Here is a 16,454-nt window from a genome sequence, read left to right as displayed (position 1 = left end):
CATGCTATTGAGTCGCGCATAAGTAGTTCGTAAATAGCAATTTGGAGCGCGGTCGGGGGGCGGCAGAGGTGTGATTTTCAGAGTGCGGAGAGGACGATGAGGACTACGAGGAGGCCCAGGAGGAGGCTGCGGCGGTCGGTAATGGCGTAGACGACGGGGTCTTCGTCGAGCTGGCCGCGGGAGGCGGTGAACCAGAGACGGCTGATCCAGAGGAGAAGGACGGGGACGAGGAGCCAGAGGCGGTTGGTGTGGTGATAGAGCTGGGCGGCGTCGAGGTTGGAGATGTAGAGGGTGAGGACGACGACCGAGGCGTAACCGCTTGCGGTGCCGAAGCTGCGGAGCTGTTCGATGTCGGAGACGTGGTAGCCGCGGCCGCCTACCGTGGAGCCGCCGCGTTCACTGAGATTTTCGAGCTCGGCGAAGCGTTTGACGAAGGCCAGGGAGAGGAAGAAGAAGATGCTGAAACCGGCGAGCCAGGTGGAGACGGGGATTCCGGTGGCGGCTGATCCGGCGATGATGCGAACGGTGTAGAGACCGGAGAGGACGATGACGTCGACCAGGACGGAGCGTTTGAGGCGCAGCGAGTACGCGAGGGTGGTGACCAGGTAGATGCCCAGCCAGAGGAGAAAGTGGTGGGGCCGAATCAGGCTGGCGTCGGGGGAGATGGCTGAGATGACAAGCGGAACGAGAAGTGCCAGGGCGAGGGAGGTTGTGAGGAAGAGGGCGATGACGGCGATTCCGGAGAGAGCGGAGAGATCTCCTGAGGCGAAGGGGCGGCGGCGCTTGCGCGGGTGCTGGCGGTCGGCCTCGAGGTCTAGGAGGTCGTTGACGATGTAGGTGGCGGAGGCGCAGAGGCCGAAGCTGAAGAAGGCCAGGGCGGCACCGGCGAGGATGCCGGGGGTCCAGTTGTGGGCGAGGAGGAGCGGGAGGAAGATGAGGACGTTTTTGGCCCATTGATGCAGGCGGATGGCTTTGGGCCAGGCTTTGAGGGGGAGACGGTCTCGTCGAAGGTGCGGGCGGGGGTGACGCGGGCTTTGCGAAGGGCGGCGCGGAGAGCGGGGGTGGGGTTGGCGACCATGGGCTCCTTGCAGCTTTCGAGGAGGGTGAGGTCGGGCATGGCGTTGCCGATGTAGGTGAAGTTGTCGCCGAAGTGGGAGCGGAAGGCGGCGAGTTTGTTCTTGCCGGCGAGGTTGAGCTGGCCGTCGGAGGCGAGGACGCCGGTGAAGAGGCCGAGGTGGGCGGCGACGCGGTGGGCGGTGTCGGCGTCGGCGGCGGTGGCGAGGTAGATGGGGCGGCCGATGGCGTGCTGCTGCTGCAGATACTGAAGGAGTTCGCGGTTGTAGGGGAGGTGGGCGACGTCGAGCTGGACGGTGGCGGCGAGGTGACGTTTGAGGGCGGCTTTGCCCTGAAGGAGCCACGAGGGAAGTTTGAGGAGGGCTAGCGGGTGGTGGCGGGCGACGGCTAGCGCGGAGTCGTGCAGGGTGTCGGATTTGACGAGGGTGCCGTCGAGGTCGACGCAGAGGGCCGGGAGCGCGGCGGTGTCGATTTCAGAGGCCGGGAGAGGCAAAAGTGTCCTTTCGTACGTCTAACCAAAATATCTGGACTTAGGCGCATCACGTTGCACAGTGGTTCGGCTGGCCGTCAAGCAGTGAAGTGCTTGGTCGACCAACGTCATTATCATTTATTCTTAGATATCTGGCACAGTAATCAATTTGTTCGTGCCGTGAATTTTACCGAGAGAGCAGAGACCACTTCATGCTGTCAACGCAAGTAAACGAGAAAGAACGACAAGATGGGGTAGCGGCGGATGAGTCGCAGAGAGTTTTGCGGCATGCCGAACCGTTGCCAGAGGAGCCGAAGGGTTCGCCGGCGCGGAAGTGGGTGGTGGTTTTGGTGATACTCGCGGTGGTGGGCGGTGCGGTGTGGAAGATCCGCCGGAACACGAGCGAGCAGAACGGCGTACAGATGATGATGGCGGCGCAGGCGGACCGGCCGGCTTCGGTGCAGGTGTCTGCGGTGCAGCAGAAGACGATGCCGATCTTCCTGACGGCGCTGGGGACGGTGACGGCTTACAACACTGTGACGATCAAGTCGCGTGTGGATGGGCAGCTGATGCAGGTGCCGGTGCGCGAAGGGCAGGCCGTGCGGCAGGGACAGACGCTGGCTGAGATTGACCCGAAGCCTTACCAGGCGGCGCTGGAGCAGGCGCAGGGACAGTTGGTGAAAGATCAGGCGAATGCGGTGAATGCCCGCGCGGAGGCGGCGCGATATGAGGCGCTGCTGTCGGCTGGGGTGGTTTCCAAGGAGAGCCAGCAGGCGCAGGCGTCGACGGCTGGGCAGGCGGAGGGTTCGATCGCTTCGGACCGCGCGGCGATTGAAGCCGCGAAGGTGAACCTGGGGTATACGAAGATTTTGTCGCCGATCAATGGCGTGGTTGGGCTTCGGCAGGTCGATGCGGGAAATATTGTGCATGCGGCGGATACAAATGGGTTGCTGGTGGTGACACAGCTCCAGCCGATTGCTGTGATCTTTACGTTGCCTGAGGATCAGCTGCCGGAGGTGTTGAAGAAGACACGCGCGGGCGACAAGCTGGTGGTCGAAGCATATGACCGGGCTGCGGCGACTCACCTTGCGAGTGGCAGTCTGCTGACGGTCGATAACCAGATTGATACAACGACCGGAACGGTGAAGGCAAAGGCTGTCTTTGAAAATAAAGATGGTGCTTTGTTTCCGAATCAGTTTGTGAATGTTCGATTGATTTTGCAGGAGAAACGCAATGCGGTGGTGATTCCTGCTTCGGCGTTGCAGACGGGGACGCAGGGGAACTTCGTCTATCTGCTGAAACAGGGGCAGCCACCGCCGGATCCGTTGGCGAAGAAGAATGCTGATGGCCCGACGATTGAGCTGCCAGAGAACCAGACGAATTTTTACGTTGAGGCACAGACGGTGAACGTGGAGCTGACCGAGGGGACGCAGGTGATCCTGAGCGGTGGTGTGAAGCCGGGAGACCAGATTGTGGTGGATGGGCAGGAGAAGTTGAAGAATGGAAGTAAGGTGTTTCCGAAGACTGCTCCGGCGAAGGCTGGAGATGGGACTACTGCGGAGTTGGGAATGACGGGCAACGTGGGGCAGCCCTCGTGAGTCCTTCGAAGCCATTTATTCTTCGGCCGGTGGCCACCTCGCTCTTGATGGTGGCCATTTTGCTTGCGGGGTTTGTCGCGTATGAGCAGCTGCCGGTGTCGGCGCTGCCGCAGGTGGACTATCCGACGATCCAGGTGCAGACGTTTTATCCGGGGGCGAGCCCGGAGGTGATGGCGTCGTCGGTGACGGCACCGCTGGAGCGGCAGTTTGGGCAGATACCGGGTCTGAGTCAGATGACTTCGTCGAGCTCTGGGGGCGGCAGTGTGATTACGCTGCAGTTTTCGCTGGCCGAGTCGATCGATATTGCGCAGCAGGACGTGCAGGCTGCGATCAATGCAGCGTTCAGCTATCTGCCGAAGGATTTGCCGAATCCTCCGGTGTACAGCAAGGTGAACCCTGCGGACGCCCCGATTATGACGCTGGCGCTGACCAGCGATACTCTGCCACTGGCGAAGGTGGAGGATCTGGCCGATACGGTGATCGCGCAGAAGATCTCGCAGCTTTCGGGCGTGGGATTGGTGTCGATCAATGGTGGGCAGAAGCCGGCGGTGCGGATTCAGGCGAATCCTACGGCTTTGGCTAATTATGGCCTGAGCCTCGAGGATATTCGGGCTGCCATCGGAACGACGAATGTGGACCAGGCGAAGGGAAATCTGAATGGAGCGAGTCAGTCGTACACGATCGGCGCGAACGATCAGCTGCCTTCGAGCGGGGCTTATAACAATGTGATTATTGCTTACCGGAATGGGTCGCCGGTGAGGCTGTCGGATGTAGCGAATGCGGTAGACAGCGCGGAGAACCTGTTCCAAGCGGCGTGGATGGGGACGGCGGCACAGTCTGGTACTGGCGGGCAGCAGGCGCGCGAGGCGGTGTTGAAGCCGGCGGTGATTGTGAACATCCAGCGGCAGCCGGGGGCGAACATCATCGGCGTGGTGGATGAGGTGCAGAAGATTCTGCCGCAGCTGCGCTCGACGATGCCGGCGACTGTGCAATTGCAGGTGCTGACGGACCGGACAAATACGATTCGGGCGTCGGTGAAGGATGTGCAGTTCTCGCTGGTGCTGACCATTGGACTGGTCGTGATGGTGATCTTCCTGTTTCTGCGGTCGATTGCTGCGACGATTATTCCTTCGGTTGCGGTGCCGCTGTCGATTGTGGGGACGTTTGGAGTGATGTACCTGCTGGGGTACAGCCTGAATAACCTGTCGCTGATGGCGCTGACGATCTCTACCGGGTTTGTGGTGGATGACGCGATCGTGATGATCGAGAATATCTCGCGTTTTCTGGAGCAGGGGGATTCTCCTCTGGAGGCGGCGTTGAAGGGATCGGAGCAGATTGGATTCACCATCGTGTCGCTGACGGTGAGTCTGATTGCGGTGCTGATTCCGCTGTTGTTCATGGGCGATATTGTAGGCAGACTGTTCCGCGAGTTTGCTGTAACGCTGGCAGTTACAATTCTGGTCTCGGCGCTGGTTTCGCTGACGCTGACGCCGATGATGTCGGCTAAGCTGCTGAAGCATACGCCGGAGAGCGAGCAGAATACTTTTACAAGAAGAGTGAAGAGTTCTTCGAGTACGTGATTGCGAAGTATGCGGTGGGTGTGCGGTTTGTACTGCGTCACCAGACTGCTACGTTGCTGGTGACGCTGGCTACATTTGCGTTGACGGTGTATCTATTCCTGATCGTGCCAAAGGGCTTTTTCCGGTGCAGGATACGGGTGTGCTGCTGGGAATTACAGAAGCTCCGCAGACGATCAGCTTCAACGCCATGAGTTCGAGGCAGCAGGCGCTGGCGAGGATCATTCTGCAGGACAAAGACGTGGAGAGCGTTTCATCGTTCATCGGAATCGACGGGACGAACTCTACGTTGAATAGTGGACGTATTCAGATCAATCTGAAGGATCGGGAGCAAAGAAGTTCTACTGCGCTCGAGGTGATTCAACGGCTGGAGCCGAAGGTTGCGAGGGTGGATGGGATTCAGTGCTTTCTGCAGCCGCTGCAGGATCTGACGGTGGAAGATCGTGTGAGCCGTACGCAGTACCAATATTCTCTGGAGGATGCGAATGTTGAGGAGCTGACGATGTGGACCGGCAGGCTGGTCGGAAAGCTCAAGCAGATTCCGATTCTGAACGATGTGGCGAGCGACGAGCAGATGAGTGGGCTCGAGGCGCAGCTTGTGATCGATCGCGATACGGCTTCGCGGCTCGGGATTACGCCGCAGAATATCGATGACACGCTGGATGACGCGTTTGCGCAGCGGCAGGTATCCACGATTTTCACGCAGCAGAACCAGTATCACGTGGTGTTGGAGGTGGCTCCGAAGTACCAGCGGAATCCGGCGTCGCTCGACAACATTTATGTGAAGAGTTCCAACGGAACGCAGGTGCCGCTGTCCACGTTTACGCACTTTGAAGAAAAGCCTACGGCGTTGGTGATCAATCACCAGGGGCAGTTCCCTGCTGTGACGATCTCGTTCAATCTTGCGCCGGGCAAGTCTATCGGCGATGCGGTGGATGCGGTGAACAAGGCCCAGGCGGAGCTGCATATGCCGCCGAGCGTGAAGGGTGAGTTCCAGGGTTCGGCGAAGGCCTTTGAGTCTTCGATTGCGAATGAGCCGCTGTTGATTCTGGCTGCGCTGATTGTGGTGTATATCGTGCTGGGTGTTTTGTACGAGAGCTATATTCATCCGATTACGATTCTTTCGACGCTCCCTTCAGCTGGAGTCGGCGCGATTCTTGCACTGCTGTTGTTCCATGTGGACCTGAGTGTGATTGCGCTGATCGGAATCATTTTGCTGATCGGCATTGTGAAGAAGAACGCGATTATGATGATCGACTTTGCTCTGGAGGCCGAGCGCGAGCAGGGAATGACGCCGACGGAGGCGATCTATCAGGCGTGTCTGCTACGGTTTCGGCCAATTATGATGACGACGATGGCGGCGCTGCTGGGCGGTCTGCCGCTGGCACTGGGTACCGGCACCGGCAGTGAGTTGAGACGGCCGCTGGGCATCACGATTGTGGGTGGATTGATTGTGTCGCAGGTGTTGACGTTGTTTACGACGCCTGTGGTTTATCTATTCTTCGACCGGATTGCGCGCAGGTCGCGGCGCTCGAAGGATGTGGAGATTCACGCGCATGCGATGTCAGCTGATTGATGGTTAAGGATTAGGGATTATGCATTTTTCAGCTCCATTTATTCGGCGTCCGGTAGCGACGTTTCTTCTGTCGATAGCGGTGATTCTGGCGGGCGCGGTGGCCTATACGCTGCTGCCGGTGGCCAGTCTGCCGCAGGTGGAGTTTCCGGTGATCTCGGTGGGTGCGAATTTGCCTGGTGCGGATCCGGAGACGATGGCCTCATCGGTGGCGACGCCGCTGGAGCGACAGTTCTCGAAGATTGCCGGCGTCAACGAGATGACGTCCTATTCTTCTACAGGCGTGGTGGGGATTACGCTGCAGTTCGATCTGACGCGCGATGTGAATGGAGCGGCGCGGGATGTGCAGGCGGCGATCAATGCGGCGCGGAGTCAGTTGCCTGCGAATCTGCCGAGCAATCCTGGGTACTACAAGGTGAATCCGGCGGACTCGCCGATCATGATTATCGCGCTGACCTCTGACACGATGAATGTGCCGCAGTTGTACGACGCTTGCGACAGCATTCTGGCGCAGAAGATCGCGCAGATACCGGGTGTGGGGCAGACCTTCTGCGGGGGTAGCGCGAAGCCCTCGGTGCGGATTGAGGCGAACCCGATGCAGCTGGCGCACTATGGGGTGGGACTCGAGGCTCTGCGGGCGGCGATCGGCACGGTGAATGTAAATCAGCCGAAGGGGTATCTGCAGGATGACACGCGGCGGTGGAGTGTCAGTGCGACGGATCAGTTGTTTGGTGCGGCGGCGTATGCTCCGCTGATTGTGGCAACGGATCGCGGGCCGGTGAGCTCTGCGGCTGCGAGTTCGGGGTTGCCTGCTTCGGTGGCGAGCGCGTTGACGAGTAATCCGCAGGCGGTGAGTGGAGGCACAGGTTCGACTGGCAACGCGGCCGCTGCGAATGGAACCGCTACAAACAATGGGACAGCAGCTGTTGCGGCACCTGCAGTTGCTAGTACCGGGATGCGCGCCGGGCCGGGGACGGCGCATGGTGCGGTTCGGATTCAGGATGTAGCACAGATCGTCAACAGTGTTGAGGATGTTCATGCTACCGGAGTGTTCAACGGGAAGCCTGCGATTCTTGTGATCGTGTTCAAGACCTCGACGGCTAACGTGATTGAGACCGTGGACAACGTGAAGAAGATGCTTCCTCTGCTGGAGGCGTCGATACCGCCAGCGATCTCAGTACATGTGGCACTGGACCGGACGACGACGATTCGCGCTTCGGTGAAGGATGTAACGCGAACACTGGTCATCTCGATTCTGCTGGTGATCCTGGTGGTGTTCCTTTTCCTGCGGGAGGTGCGGTCGACTTTGATTCCGACGGTCGCGGTGCCTTTGAGTCTGCTGGGGACGTTTGCGGTGATGTACCTGCTGGGATATACGCTTGATAATCTTTCGCTGATGGCGCTGACGATCTCGACGGGGTTTGTGGTCGATGATGCGATTGTGGTGATCGAGAACATCAGCCGGCACCTTGAAGCTGGGATGTCGCCGTACCAGGCCGCGATGGTGGGTTCGAAGGAGATTGGGTTTACGGTGGTGTCGATGAGCACGTCGCTGATTGCGGTGTTCATTCCGATTCTGCTGATGGGCGGGATTGTTGGGCGGCTGTTCCGTGAGTTTGCGGTGACGCTGTCGGTCGCGATTATGGTGTCGCTGGTGGTGTCGCTGACGACTACGCCGATGCTGAGCGCAAAGTTTCTGGAGCCGCACGGCAGGCGTAAGCATGGGTGGTTCTATCGTTCGGGCGAGCGGGCGCTGGAGTGGATGGCGGCGGAGTATGAGCTGGGACTGCGATGGGTGTTGAAGCATCAGAGGCTGGTGCTGGTGATTACGGTGCTGACGTTTGTGCTGAACGTCTATCTGTACATCCTGGTGCCGAAGGGATTTTTCCCGGAGCAGGATGCGGGGCGTATCGGCGGGCAGGTGCAGGGGCAGCAGGATGTGTCGTTCGCGCAGATGAAGAAGAATGTGCTGGCGCTGGCGGCGATCGCGCAGAAGGACCCCGGCGTTGAAGATGTCACAGCGTTTGCGGGTGGGCGCGGAAATTCGAATGGTGGCTTCATGTTCATGTCGCTGAAGCCGGATGCAGAGCGCAAGAAGACGGGAGACACGGCGCAGGTGATCGTCAACCGGCTGCGGCCTAAGGTCAGCAACTTGCCTGGCGTGATTATGTATCTGCAGGCGTTTCAGGATCTGCGGATTGGCGGGCGGAATACGGCAACGGAGTACCAGTACACCTTGACCGGAGACAATCTGAAGGAGTTGAACGAGTGGGGTCCTAAGCTGAAAGATGCGATGGACCAGCTGCCGCAGATCAAAGACGTCGCGACGGACCAGCAGCAGCAGGGGTTGCGGGGGCAACTGGTGATTGATCGAGCGACCGCGAGCCGGCTGGGGGTGTCGCCGTTGACGATTGATTCGACGCTGTCGGATGCGTTTGCACAGACGCAGGTTTCGACGACCTACATGCCGCTGAATCAGTATCACGTGGTGATGGAGGTTGCGCCGCAGTTTCAGGAAGATCCGGATGCCCTGAAGAGTATTTATGTGAAGAGTACGACGGGGGCGATGGTGCCGCTGTCGGCGGTGACGCACTTTGAGGCACAGAGGATTCCCCTGGCGGTGAATCATCAGTCGCAGTCACCGGCTACCACGTTGTCTTTCAACCTTGCACCGGGGGCTTCACTGAGTGAGGCGACGCAGGCTATTCAGCAAGCGCGGGTAAATATCGGGATGCCTTCGGCTATTCATGGCGGTTTTGCGGGGTCGGCGCAGGCGTTCAAGGATTCGCTGAAGAGCGAGCCATGGCTGATTCTGCTGGCGCTTATTGCGGTCTATCTTGTGCTGGGCATTTTGTATGAGAGCTTCATTCATCCGCTGACGATTCTGTCTACGCTGCCTTCGGCTGGGGTGGGCGCGATTGTGGCGCTGCTGCTGTTCAAGGTAGACCTTAGCGTGATCGCGATGATCGGGATCATTCTTCTGATCGGGATCGTGAAGAAGAACGCGATTATGATGATCGACTTTGCGCTGGTGGCGGAGAGGGAGCATGGCAAGACGCCGCAGGAGGCGATCTTCGAGGCTTGTATGCTGCGGTTTCGGCCGATCATGATGACGACGATGGCGGCTCTGCTTGGGGGCTGCCTCTGGCTCTGGGTCGCGGGACCGGGAGCGAGATGCGGCGACCGCTGGGGATCACGATTGTGGGTGGGTTGATCGTGTCGCAGGCGCTTACGCTGTTTACTACGCCGGTGGTTTATCTGTTCTTCGATCGGGTGAGGGGAAGGTTTGCCCGGGCGGTGCGGGGGCGACGGGCCGGGCGACGGCGGGTGGCAGAAGTTGTAGCCGGGGATTAGCGATCGGAATTTTTTAAACGCAACCGCAGATTCCTCCGCTTCGCTGCGGAATGACAACAAAAAAACTAGCAACAACAACGACAACGGCAGCAACAATAACATTGGCACAGCGGCAACAACGACAGCAAGGGCAACAACAGCAAGGGCAACAACAGCAAGGGCAACAACAATAACAACAGCACGGCAACAGCAGCGGCGAAGGTTTTACATTCCCACCTTAGCGCGATGAGACTGCGCTAAGATGGGGCACCCTTCGATTTGGGGAGTGAAAAGAGAACAGGCAACGACGGTAAAGATTGTCGTTGCCTGAGACGTTGTTCGCGGGTTCGGTTAGACGAGAGCTGGTTCGGGGACTACCGCGTCCGTGGAGCGTCGGTGCTCGAGGTAGTTGGTCTGGATCGGGGAGCTTGGCGCGGGGGAAGTATGAGTTTTCGAAGTACTGCGCCAGCATGCGGTGGGTGTTGAAGAAGCTGCCGTTGATTGCGATGCAATGCTGCTGCATACGAGCCCACGCATGGGGATTGGCATACATGGGGGCGATCGATTCTTCCAATTTTTGGTAGAGGCTGGTGGCTTCGGCAGCTTCGTCTTCGCCGTTTTCGATGGCCCAGCCAGTGGTGTTCTCGGCACAACCTTCGATCCACCAGCCGTCGAGAATGGAGAGCGATGGGACACCGTTGAGGGCGGCCTTCATGCCGGAGGTGCCGGAGGCCTCGTAGGGGCGGCGCGGGGTGTTGACCCAGACGTCGACGCCCTGAGTGAGGAGAGCGCCTAGCTCCCAGTCGTAGTTTTCCATGTAGAAGATCTTGAGGGCCGAGGAGTTGAGTTTTGCGGCAGAGGCGAATACTTCGCGGATGAGGCCTTTACCGGCAACGTCGGCGGGATGGGCCTTGCCGGCGTAGAGGATCTGGAGGCCGCCGATTTTTTCGGCGATCTCGACGAGTCTTTTGGGATCGTGCAGTAAGAGGCTGGCGCGCTTGTAGGTGGCGACTCGGCGGGCAAAGCCAAGGGTGAGGACGTTGGGGTTGAAGTGATGCCCGGTGCGTTTGGCGATGGCGCTGAAGAGGCGTAGCTTGCCCTTGTTGTGAGCGGCGGCGATGCGTGCCGGGTCGATGCCGTAGACCGAGCGGAGGTACTGGTTGTCGGTGCGCCAATGGGGGATTTCGTCGTCGAGAAGCTCCTGAAAGTGAGGCGAGAGCCAGGTGGCGGCGTGGACACCGTTGGTGATGGAGTAGACCTTGTAGTCGGGGAACATCTGCTGGGAGACCTTGCCGTGCTGCATGGCGACGCCGTTGACGAAGCGCGAGAAACGGAGGGCGATGTAGGTCATGTTCATCAGTCCGTTATGGAGACAGCCGAACTGCTCGATAGCGGCGGCGCGGTCGTTTCCGAGGACCTGGTACATCTGGTCGACGCCGAACTGATCGTGGCCGGCCGGAACGGGAGTGTGGGTGGTGAAGACGCACTGCTGACGGACAAAGTCGATGTCGGCTTCGGTTGCGTCCTTGAGGGGGTGCCGGCGAGGTGGTCTTCGAGGAGGCCAATGGCGAGGAGGGCGGCGTGACCCTCGTTCATGTGATAGACCTTCGGTTTACAGGCAAGGGCGTCGAGGAGCGCAACGCCGGCAAGCCCTAAAACAGTCTCCTGACAGAGACGATAGTAGGTGTCACCGCCATAGAGGTGGTCGGTGAGGCGGCGGTCCCAGGGGTCGTTGCCTTCGACGTCGGTGTCGAGGAGGAAGACGGGGATGATGTGGCCGGTGACGCCAACGACGTCGAATCGCCAGGCGCGGACCAGGACCTGACGGCCCTGCAGCGTGAGGGCGACGATCTGGTTCGCGCTGGGGAGGGTGGTCTCGGGGGACCAGGTGACGTCGGCTTCTGTCTGCTGGCCGACATCAGAAAGCTTCTGGCGGAAGTAGCCGCAACGGTGGGCGAGCGAGATGGCGACCATGGGGGCCGCGGTGTCGGCGGCGGAGCGGAGGGTATCGCCGGCTAGCATGCCGAGGCCACCTGAGTAAGTCGGCAGAGCTGGAGAGAGAGCTATCTCCATGGAAAAGTAGGCGATGGTGCGGGTGGAGAGGTCGGGCGCTGAAGCAGATGTGGCGGCGGAGGGAAGATTCATTGCGTTGATCGGTCCTTATCTCATCCGATTTGGTATCTCTTGCGTCGATGGCCCGAGTTGCGACGTCATCGTTTTCTATCGGCTGAGATGCGCTACACGAGATCCGAAGAAGATCGTTGAAGCGTCGAATTTATGGCTGATTCTACCAAACGGTCCTCCTCCAAAAGATGGAACTCCGGTTAGTTACCCTGATGCTATCGGGGTATTGACGAGACGTGGGGGAGTGCGGCGGCCTGGAGGCGCTGCCATAAGTGGTCTAACCAAAGGAGATGTTCTGGCTTCATCAGGACGGACCGGAGGCAAGTAACTTTTTTCTGAGTTTGGTGGGGGGTATCTTCCCATGCATCATGTGGAAAAAAACGGGTTGGAAGTTTGGCGAGAGCAAGGTGAAGATTATTTTTGGCGGCTTCATCGAAGATTGACTGAGCCCGGTCTGAGGACGCTTCGGGGGTGGGGGCGTTGACGGCCCAGAAGACGATGTCGAGTTGGGGCGGGTTGAATGGAGTGAGGAAGTGCGCGGATTCGCCTAAACGGCGGTGAAGTTCGAGGGCCGCGGCGTGACTGGATTCGAGGCCCTGAGCAAAGGTGCCACCGGGGGTGTAGGGCAGAAGCTGCTGGGTCGCCCAGAGAGCTACGGCGGATGCTCCGGCGCGGGAGCACTCGAGGGAGATCTCGCCGAGGTGAAGATCTTTCGAAGAAAAGTAGGTGTAGGGGGAGTCGTGTTTATAGAGGCGGCCGACGGCTGGGTCGCGAAAGAGGATGGAGCCGCAACCATAGGGTTGGAGGCCGTGCTTGTGTGGATCGATGACGATGGAGTCTGCGTGCGGAATGGCGTCGAAGGCTGCGCGGGTCTCGGGGGATAGGTTGGAGGCGAGGGTGAAGTAGCCGCCATACGCAGCGTCGACGTGGATGCGGAAACTATATTTTTTCTGCAGGGGGAGAATCTGGTCGAGTGGATCGACTGAGCCGATGGCGGTGGTGCCGAGCGTGACGACGACGGTGCCGATGTTTTGCGTTGCGAGGAGATGCTCGAGGGCGGTGAGGTCCATGCGACCGCGGTCGTCGGAGGGGACGGTGGCGAAGGGCAGGCCGAGGACGCTCGAGATGCGGCTGTGAGTATAGTGCGCCTGGTCGGAGGCGGCGATTGCCTTACCGGGCATGAGCTGGCCGGCGACCCAGAGGGCTTCCAGATTCGCGAAGGTGCCGCCGCTTGAGAGGTGGCCGAGGTGCTGCGGCCAGTGAAACATCTTTGCGAGAGCGGCGACGGCTTCAATCTCCATAGCGGAGCTGGCGCGACCACCGTCGAGAGCGTGGTTGTTCGGGTTGACCGACATGGCGAGCGCGTAGGCGGCGCGGGCGATGGGGTGCGGCGGCTTCAGCATCTGGCCGGCGTAGAGCGGGTGGGCGTAGGGGTAGTTGTCCTGAAGTCGATCGGCGACCTGGTGGAGGATCGCAGAGGCTGGTTCGCCCAGCGGGGGCGTTGAGTACGAAGGGAGGTGGGCCGATCCGGCATCGAGGCGGCGCTGTGTGTCGCTGAGGAGTTGGAAGAGATCGTCTGACATGAGTGAATTCTTAGAAGGTGGAGCGGGTGAGGAAGCCGAACTTCATCATGAATCCGACAATGGCTGCAAAAACAAAGGCGACTGTAGTCCAAGGCGCGGAGATCCGGAGACGCTTCATCAAGAGTTCGATGAGGACAATAAGGAGATATACGACGAGTGCGATGAGAAGACCATCGGCGATAAAGATGCGCGTACCGGCCGGGGTTGCACCGAAGACGTGCTCGATGTGGAACGGCGGAAAGAGCGAAAAAGCTCCGAAGACGATCAGGAAGAGAAAGAACTCGAGGATGGTGATGATGGCTTTTTTCATGGGCTCTGGAGATGAGTTTAGCGCGGGAGCCGGAGATGCAGAGACTCAAAAAACACGGAGGCCCTGGCGGCGTTGTCCTCGCCGGGAGATCCTTAGTGGCACGGAGCTTCCGACGACGCCGAGACAGTTCTTGGAAGCAGTAAGCTGAATCTTATAATTATGTAATTATTTTAGTTACATAACTGCGGAAATCAGGGCTGTAGTTGGCTTCGGTCGAAAGAAACTTGTTTTTGGGAGAGTCAGGAGTCGGTGGCGATCAGAGTTGGCCGTCGCCACCGAGCGGTTAGGGAAGGTGCTTACGCCATATGTTGGCCGAGAAATTCCTTGGCCTTGACGATCTCGGTATCCCACTTTTAAGTTGGTCTGGGTTGAGGAAGCTGACCACATTCTGGCGAATCTCTTCGCGGCGGCTTACTAGTTCTTTGCCGATGTCAGCCTTCGTGACGTTTGGATGTTGTTGCATGTAATCACCCAGCTTTCCTCGAGCACTCTGGAAAGCATTTTGCAGTTTCTCCTTCTGATCTGAGTTGAGTTGCAGGTCTGCTGAAAATCTCTTTACTTCCGAAGCGACTTGCTCACGTATTTCTGGTGTCAGATTCATGACTTACTCCTATTCCTGGCCATCTGGCGATTCCGGATTCAGGACTCGAACGTCGTACGCAATTTTGAGTCTTGGGAAGCCGAATTAGATGGGCCAGGGGTCGTTCTCATCCGAGCCGCGACACACCGGGTGCGATACCTCACCCGACGAACCGAAGGCCGGATGACAGGTTATTAAACGGTTCACGTGTTTCGCAGTAGGGCCCTTGCCATCGAACCGTTTGGGGAATAACGGATGGCACACGGACTATAGGCCGCAGAGACGATATTTGGCAATGGCGCTCTCGCCTTTTGGGTTCGACTGTACATGCATGCTGCAAACACAGCGCTTAGCGAAGCCAGCCGATGAGAAGGCTGGCCAGGTGTCGGATTTTTATCCACAGAGTCTAGTGCGAGAGAACCGGAAGCTATTGCAGGCTGGATTCGAAGAGATCGTAACGGTGTTCGAGTTCCCACTGTTCGGCGGCCTTTTCGCTGGATTGTAGAAAGCTCAAGCAATTTGGGGTGGGATTTGCGCCTCCCAGAGGCTGTCCGGCGCAGGCGCCAACGGTTTTGGTGAAGACATCGGGCTGCTGCCAGAGGCTGGGTCCGGGAAGGAAGCTGTGCTCGAGGCTGGTGCGGGCGGATTGCTTGAGGTCTAAGTAGGAGAGGTTAAACTCCATTGCGGCGCGCGTGTACTCGTTTGTGAGATCGATGCGGGAGACGCCCTCGTCATCGGTGGAGAGGGCGATGGGAACGCCGGCGGCGCGATAGGACGGAAGCGGATGCCAGGGGGCGGTGACTCCGAGGATGACGTCGTTCGAGGTGAGGTTGATCTCAACCATGATGTGACGGTCGGCCAACTCTTTCAGCAAGGCCTGAGGCTCGTTCTCGTACATGACGTCGACGCCGTGGCCGATGCGTTCGGCATGGCCAAGGTCGACGGCTTCGCGGATGTGGAAGCGAAGACCGCCGGGAGGGACCAAGCCTGGTGCGATCTCGCCTGCGTGAAGGGAGATGTGAACTTTGGGGTAGACGCTGTGGAGATAGTCGAGCATTAGCATCTGGCGGTGATACTCAGACATAGATAGATAGGCGTCTTCGGGCTGCACGAAGTTGAGCCCGACTACGCGAGGGTCCACTGACGCGACCTCGAATGCCAACAGCGTCTGCGCGAAGACGTGTTGCGGAGGGAAGGCTCGCAGGACCTGATAGAGGAAGCGAATTTTTACGGAGCAGGCCGCTCGGGCACTAGGCTGGCCGCAGTTTTCGATGCTGTCACGAGCGTCGAGGACGTCGTCTAATTCTTTGCGATCAACGGCGACTTCGTCGCGGAGGCCTGCACTGAGGAGGGTTTCGCGAAGATGGCTGAGGTCCTCACGGCTAGTACCTGTTGCGTCGCCGGTGCGGTTTTGTGCGGGATCTGCAGGAGTGGAGGGCCAATCAATTTTTGAGACGATCCTGGAGAGGTCGGTGAAGATGGGGGTCTCCATGACCTCGAGGTATTGCTCGTTCTGCGCCGCGGCGCGAGTGGCAACTTCGTCGAGCCACTCTCCTGTGTGAGATTTGTTGAGATTGCGGAAGCGGTCGAAGGTCGCGAAGAACTGGTCGTGCCCGCTGACGCCCGCGCTAGGAACGAAGGCGCGCATGGAGAAGGAATCGACGAGAGCGTCGTAGAGCTTCTGATCTTTGAAGGCTTCTTCGGCGCGAACATGGCCCTCGCCACAGACAGGCTGCGGCGGGATGCTACGGGTGGTACCGATTGGCTTGATGAAGCTGTGCGTGGTGGGGTCCACGCAGAGAAGATCGGCGGCTCCATCCTTGATGAAGGTCTCGGCGTAGATTGCTCCTGAGAGATGCATGTGCAGGTCGGCACCCTTGGGCATGCGAGTGAGGAAGGCATTGAGTTGGAGAGGACTTTGCCGCGCGGTATCGAAGATCTTGATGGCCCGCTGTTCGCGCGGCGTGGCCACAGCGGTTCTTTTTGCAACGACCGATACGGTTGGTTGTGTTGCGATTTGCGCGTGTGCTGCAGCGACGAAACAGAAAAGAAATGATGCAGGCGTGAGGTTTCGGAGACGACGGATCATTGGCGTCCTTGCAGTTCGAGTATGAGAAAGAATAGCTTGAGATGGGCGAGTTGGCGGTAAGGCTCGAGATTGCTATACTTAGAATGCGTTTGCGTTGCTGGTTCCCTACCGGCGATGGGCTCCCCTGAAAAGCCGGGGCGACAG

General features: G+C 59.0%; 9 protein-coding genes and 1 pseudogene. 4 read left to right on the top strand and 6 right to left on the bottom strand.

Features of this window, described 5'->3' with window-relative positions; genetic code table 11:
• Positions 1 to 77: 77 nt before the first annotated feature.
• Positions 78 to 1,418 (bottom strand): UbiA family prenyltransferase, encoded by a 1,341-nt coding sequence (locus tag RBB80_RS08970; RefSeq protein ID WP_433967884.1) that lies wholly within the window; start codon positions 1,416 to 1,418, stop codon positions 78 to 80.
• 337 nt (positions 1,419 to 1,755) lie between these two features.
• On the opposite strand from RBB80_RS08970, the gene RBB80_RS08965 reads away from it, so the two are divergent.
• From RBB80_RS08965 to RBB80_RS08950, 4 genes and pseudogenes are all read left to right on the top strand, one after another.
• Positions 1,756 to 3,141: an efflux RND transporter periplasmic adaptor subunit gene (locus tag RBB80_RS08965; RefSeq protein WP_433967883.1), complete on the top strand. Its 1,386-nt coding sequence runs from the start codon at positions 1,756 to 1,758 to the stop codon at positions 3,139 to 3,141.
• Positions 3,138 to 6,294 (top strand): annotated as a pseudogene (locus tag RBB80_RS08960) (multidrug efflux RND transporter permease subunit). The gene RBB80_RS08965 and the pseudogene RBB80_RS08960 overlap by 4 nt, the downstream one beginning before the upstream one ends.
• A 19-nt stretch (positions 6,295 to 6,313) precedes the next feature.
• Entirely contained in the window at positions 6,314 to 9,505 is a 3,192-nt protein-coding gene (locus tag RBB80_RS08955) for an efflux RND transporter permease subunit (RefSeq protein WP_433967882.1), read from the top strand.
• Entirely contained in the window at positions 9,466 to 9,645 is a 180-nt protein-coding gene (locus RBB80_RS08950; protein WP_433967881.1) for an efflux RND transporter permease subunit, read from the top strand. Before RBB80_RS08955 ends, RBB80_RS08950 begins: the two co-directional genes overlap by 40 nt.
• Positions 9,646 to 9,862: 217 nt before the next feature.
• On the opposite strand, the gene glgP is transcribed toward RBB80_RS08950, so the two are convergent.
• The 5 genes from glgP to RBB80_RS08925 form a co-directional block, all read right to left on the bottom strand.
• A complete protein-coding gene (glgP, locus tag RBB80_RS08945; RefSeq protein WP_433969581.1) occupies positions 9,863 to 11,131 on the bottom strand; it encodes an alpha-glucan family phosphorylase in 1,269 nt (422 codons plus the stop codon).
• Positions 11,132 to 11,963: 832 nt separating this feature from the next.
• Positions 11,964 to 13,331, bottom strand: coding sequence for a pyridoxal phosphate-dependent decarboxylase family protein (locus RBB80_RS08940; RefSeq protein ID WP_433967880.1), 1,368 nt, complete (start codon positions 13,329 to 13,331; stop codon positions 11,964 to 11,966).
• Positions 13,332 to 13,341: 10 nt separating this feature from the next.
• Entirely contained in the window at positions 13,342 to 13,641 is a 300-nt protein-coding gene (locus RBB80_RS08935) for a hypothetical protein (RefSeq protein ID WP_433967879.1), read from the bottom strand.
• Positions 13,642 to 13,924: 283 nt separating this feature from the next.
• Entirely contained in the window at positions 13,925 to 14,242 is a 318-nt protein-coding gene (locus RBB80_RS08930) for a hypothetical protein (protein ID WP_433967878.1), read from the bottom strand.
• 406 nt (positions 14,243 to 14,648) lie between these two features.
• Positions 14,649 to 16,193, bottom strand: coding sequence for an adenosine deaminase family protein (locus RBB80_RS08925; protein WP_433967877.1), 1,545 nt, complete (start codon positions 16,191 to 16,193; stop codon positions 14,649 to 14,651).
• Positions 16,194 to 16,454 lie beyond the last annotated feature (261 nt).

Origin of the sequence: Tunturiibacter gelidiferens (assembly GCF_051013345.1) — a bacterium.
GTDB lineage: Bacteria > Acidobacteriota > Terriglobia > Terriglobales > Acidobacteriaceae > Edaphobacter > Edaphobacter gelidiferens_A.
Note: the sequence above shows the minus strand (reverse complement) of the source record. Positions and strands in the feature narration are given on the sequence as shown.

Bases quoted from the DNA above. Each gene is read 5' to 3' on its own strand.
- RBB80_RS08955 (WP_433967882.1), top strand. From the start codon at position 6,314: ATGCATTTTTCAGCTCCATTTATTCGGCGTCCGGTAGCGACGTTTCTT.
- RBB80_RS08950 (WP_433967881.1), top strand. From the start codon at position 9,466: ATGCGGCGACCGCTGGGGATCACGATTGTGGGTGGGTTGATCGTGTCG.
- RBB80_RS08965 (WP_433967883.1), top strand. From the start codon at position 1,756: ATGCTGTCAACGCAAGTAAACGAGAAAGAACGACAAGATGGGGTAGCG.
- RBB80_RS08930 (WP_433967878.1), bottom strand. From the start codon at position 14,242: ATGAATCTGACACCAGAAATACGTGAGCAAGTCGCTTCGGAAGTAAAG.
- RBB80_RS08935 (WP_433967879.1), bottom strand. From the start codon at position 13,641: ATGAAAAAAGCCATCATCACCATCCTCGAGTTCTTTCTCTTCCTGATC.
- RBB80_RS08940 (WP_433967880.1), bottom strand. From the start codon at position 13,331: ATGTCAGACGATCTCTTCCAACTCCTCAGCGACACACAGCGCCGCCTC.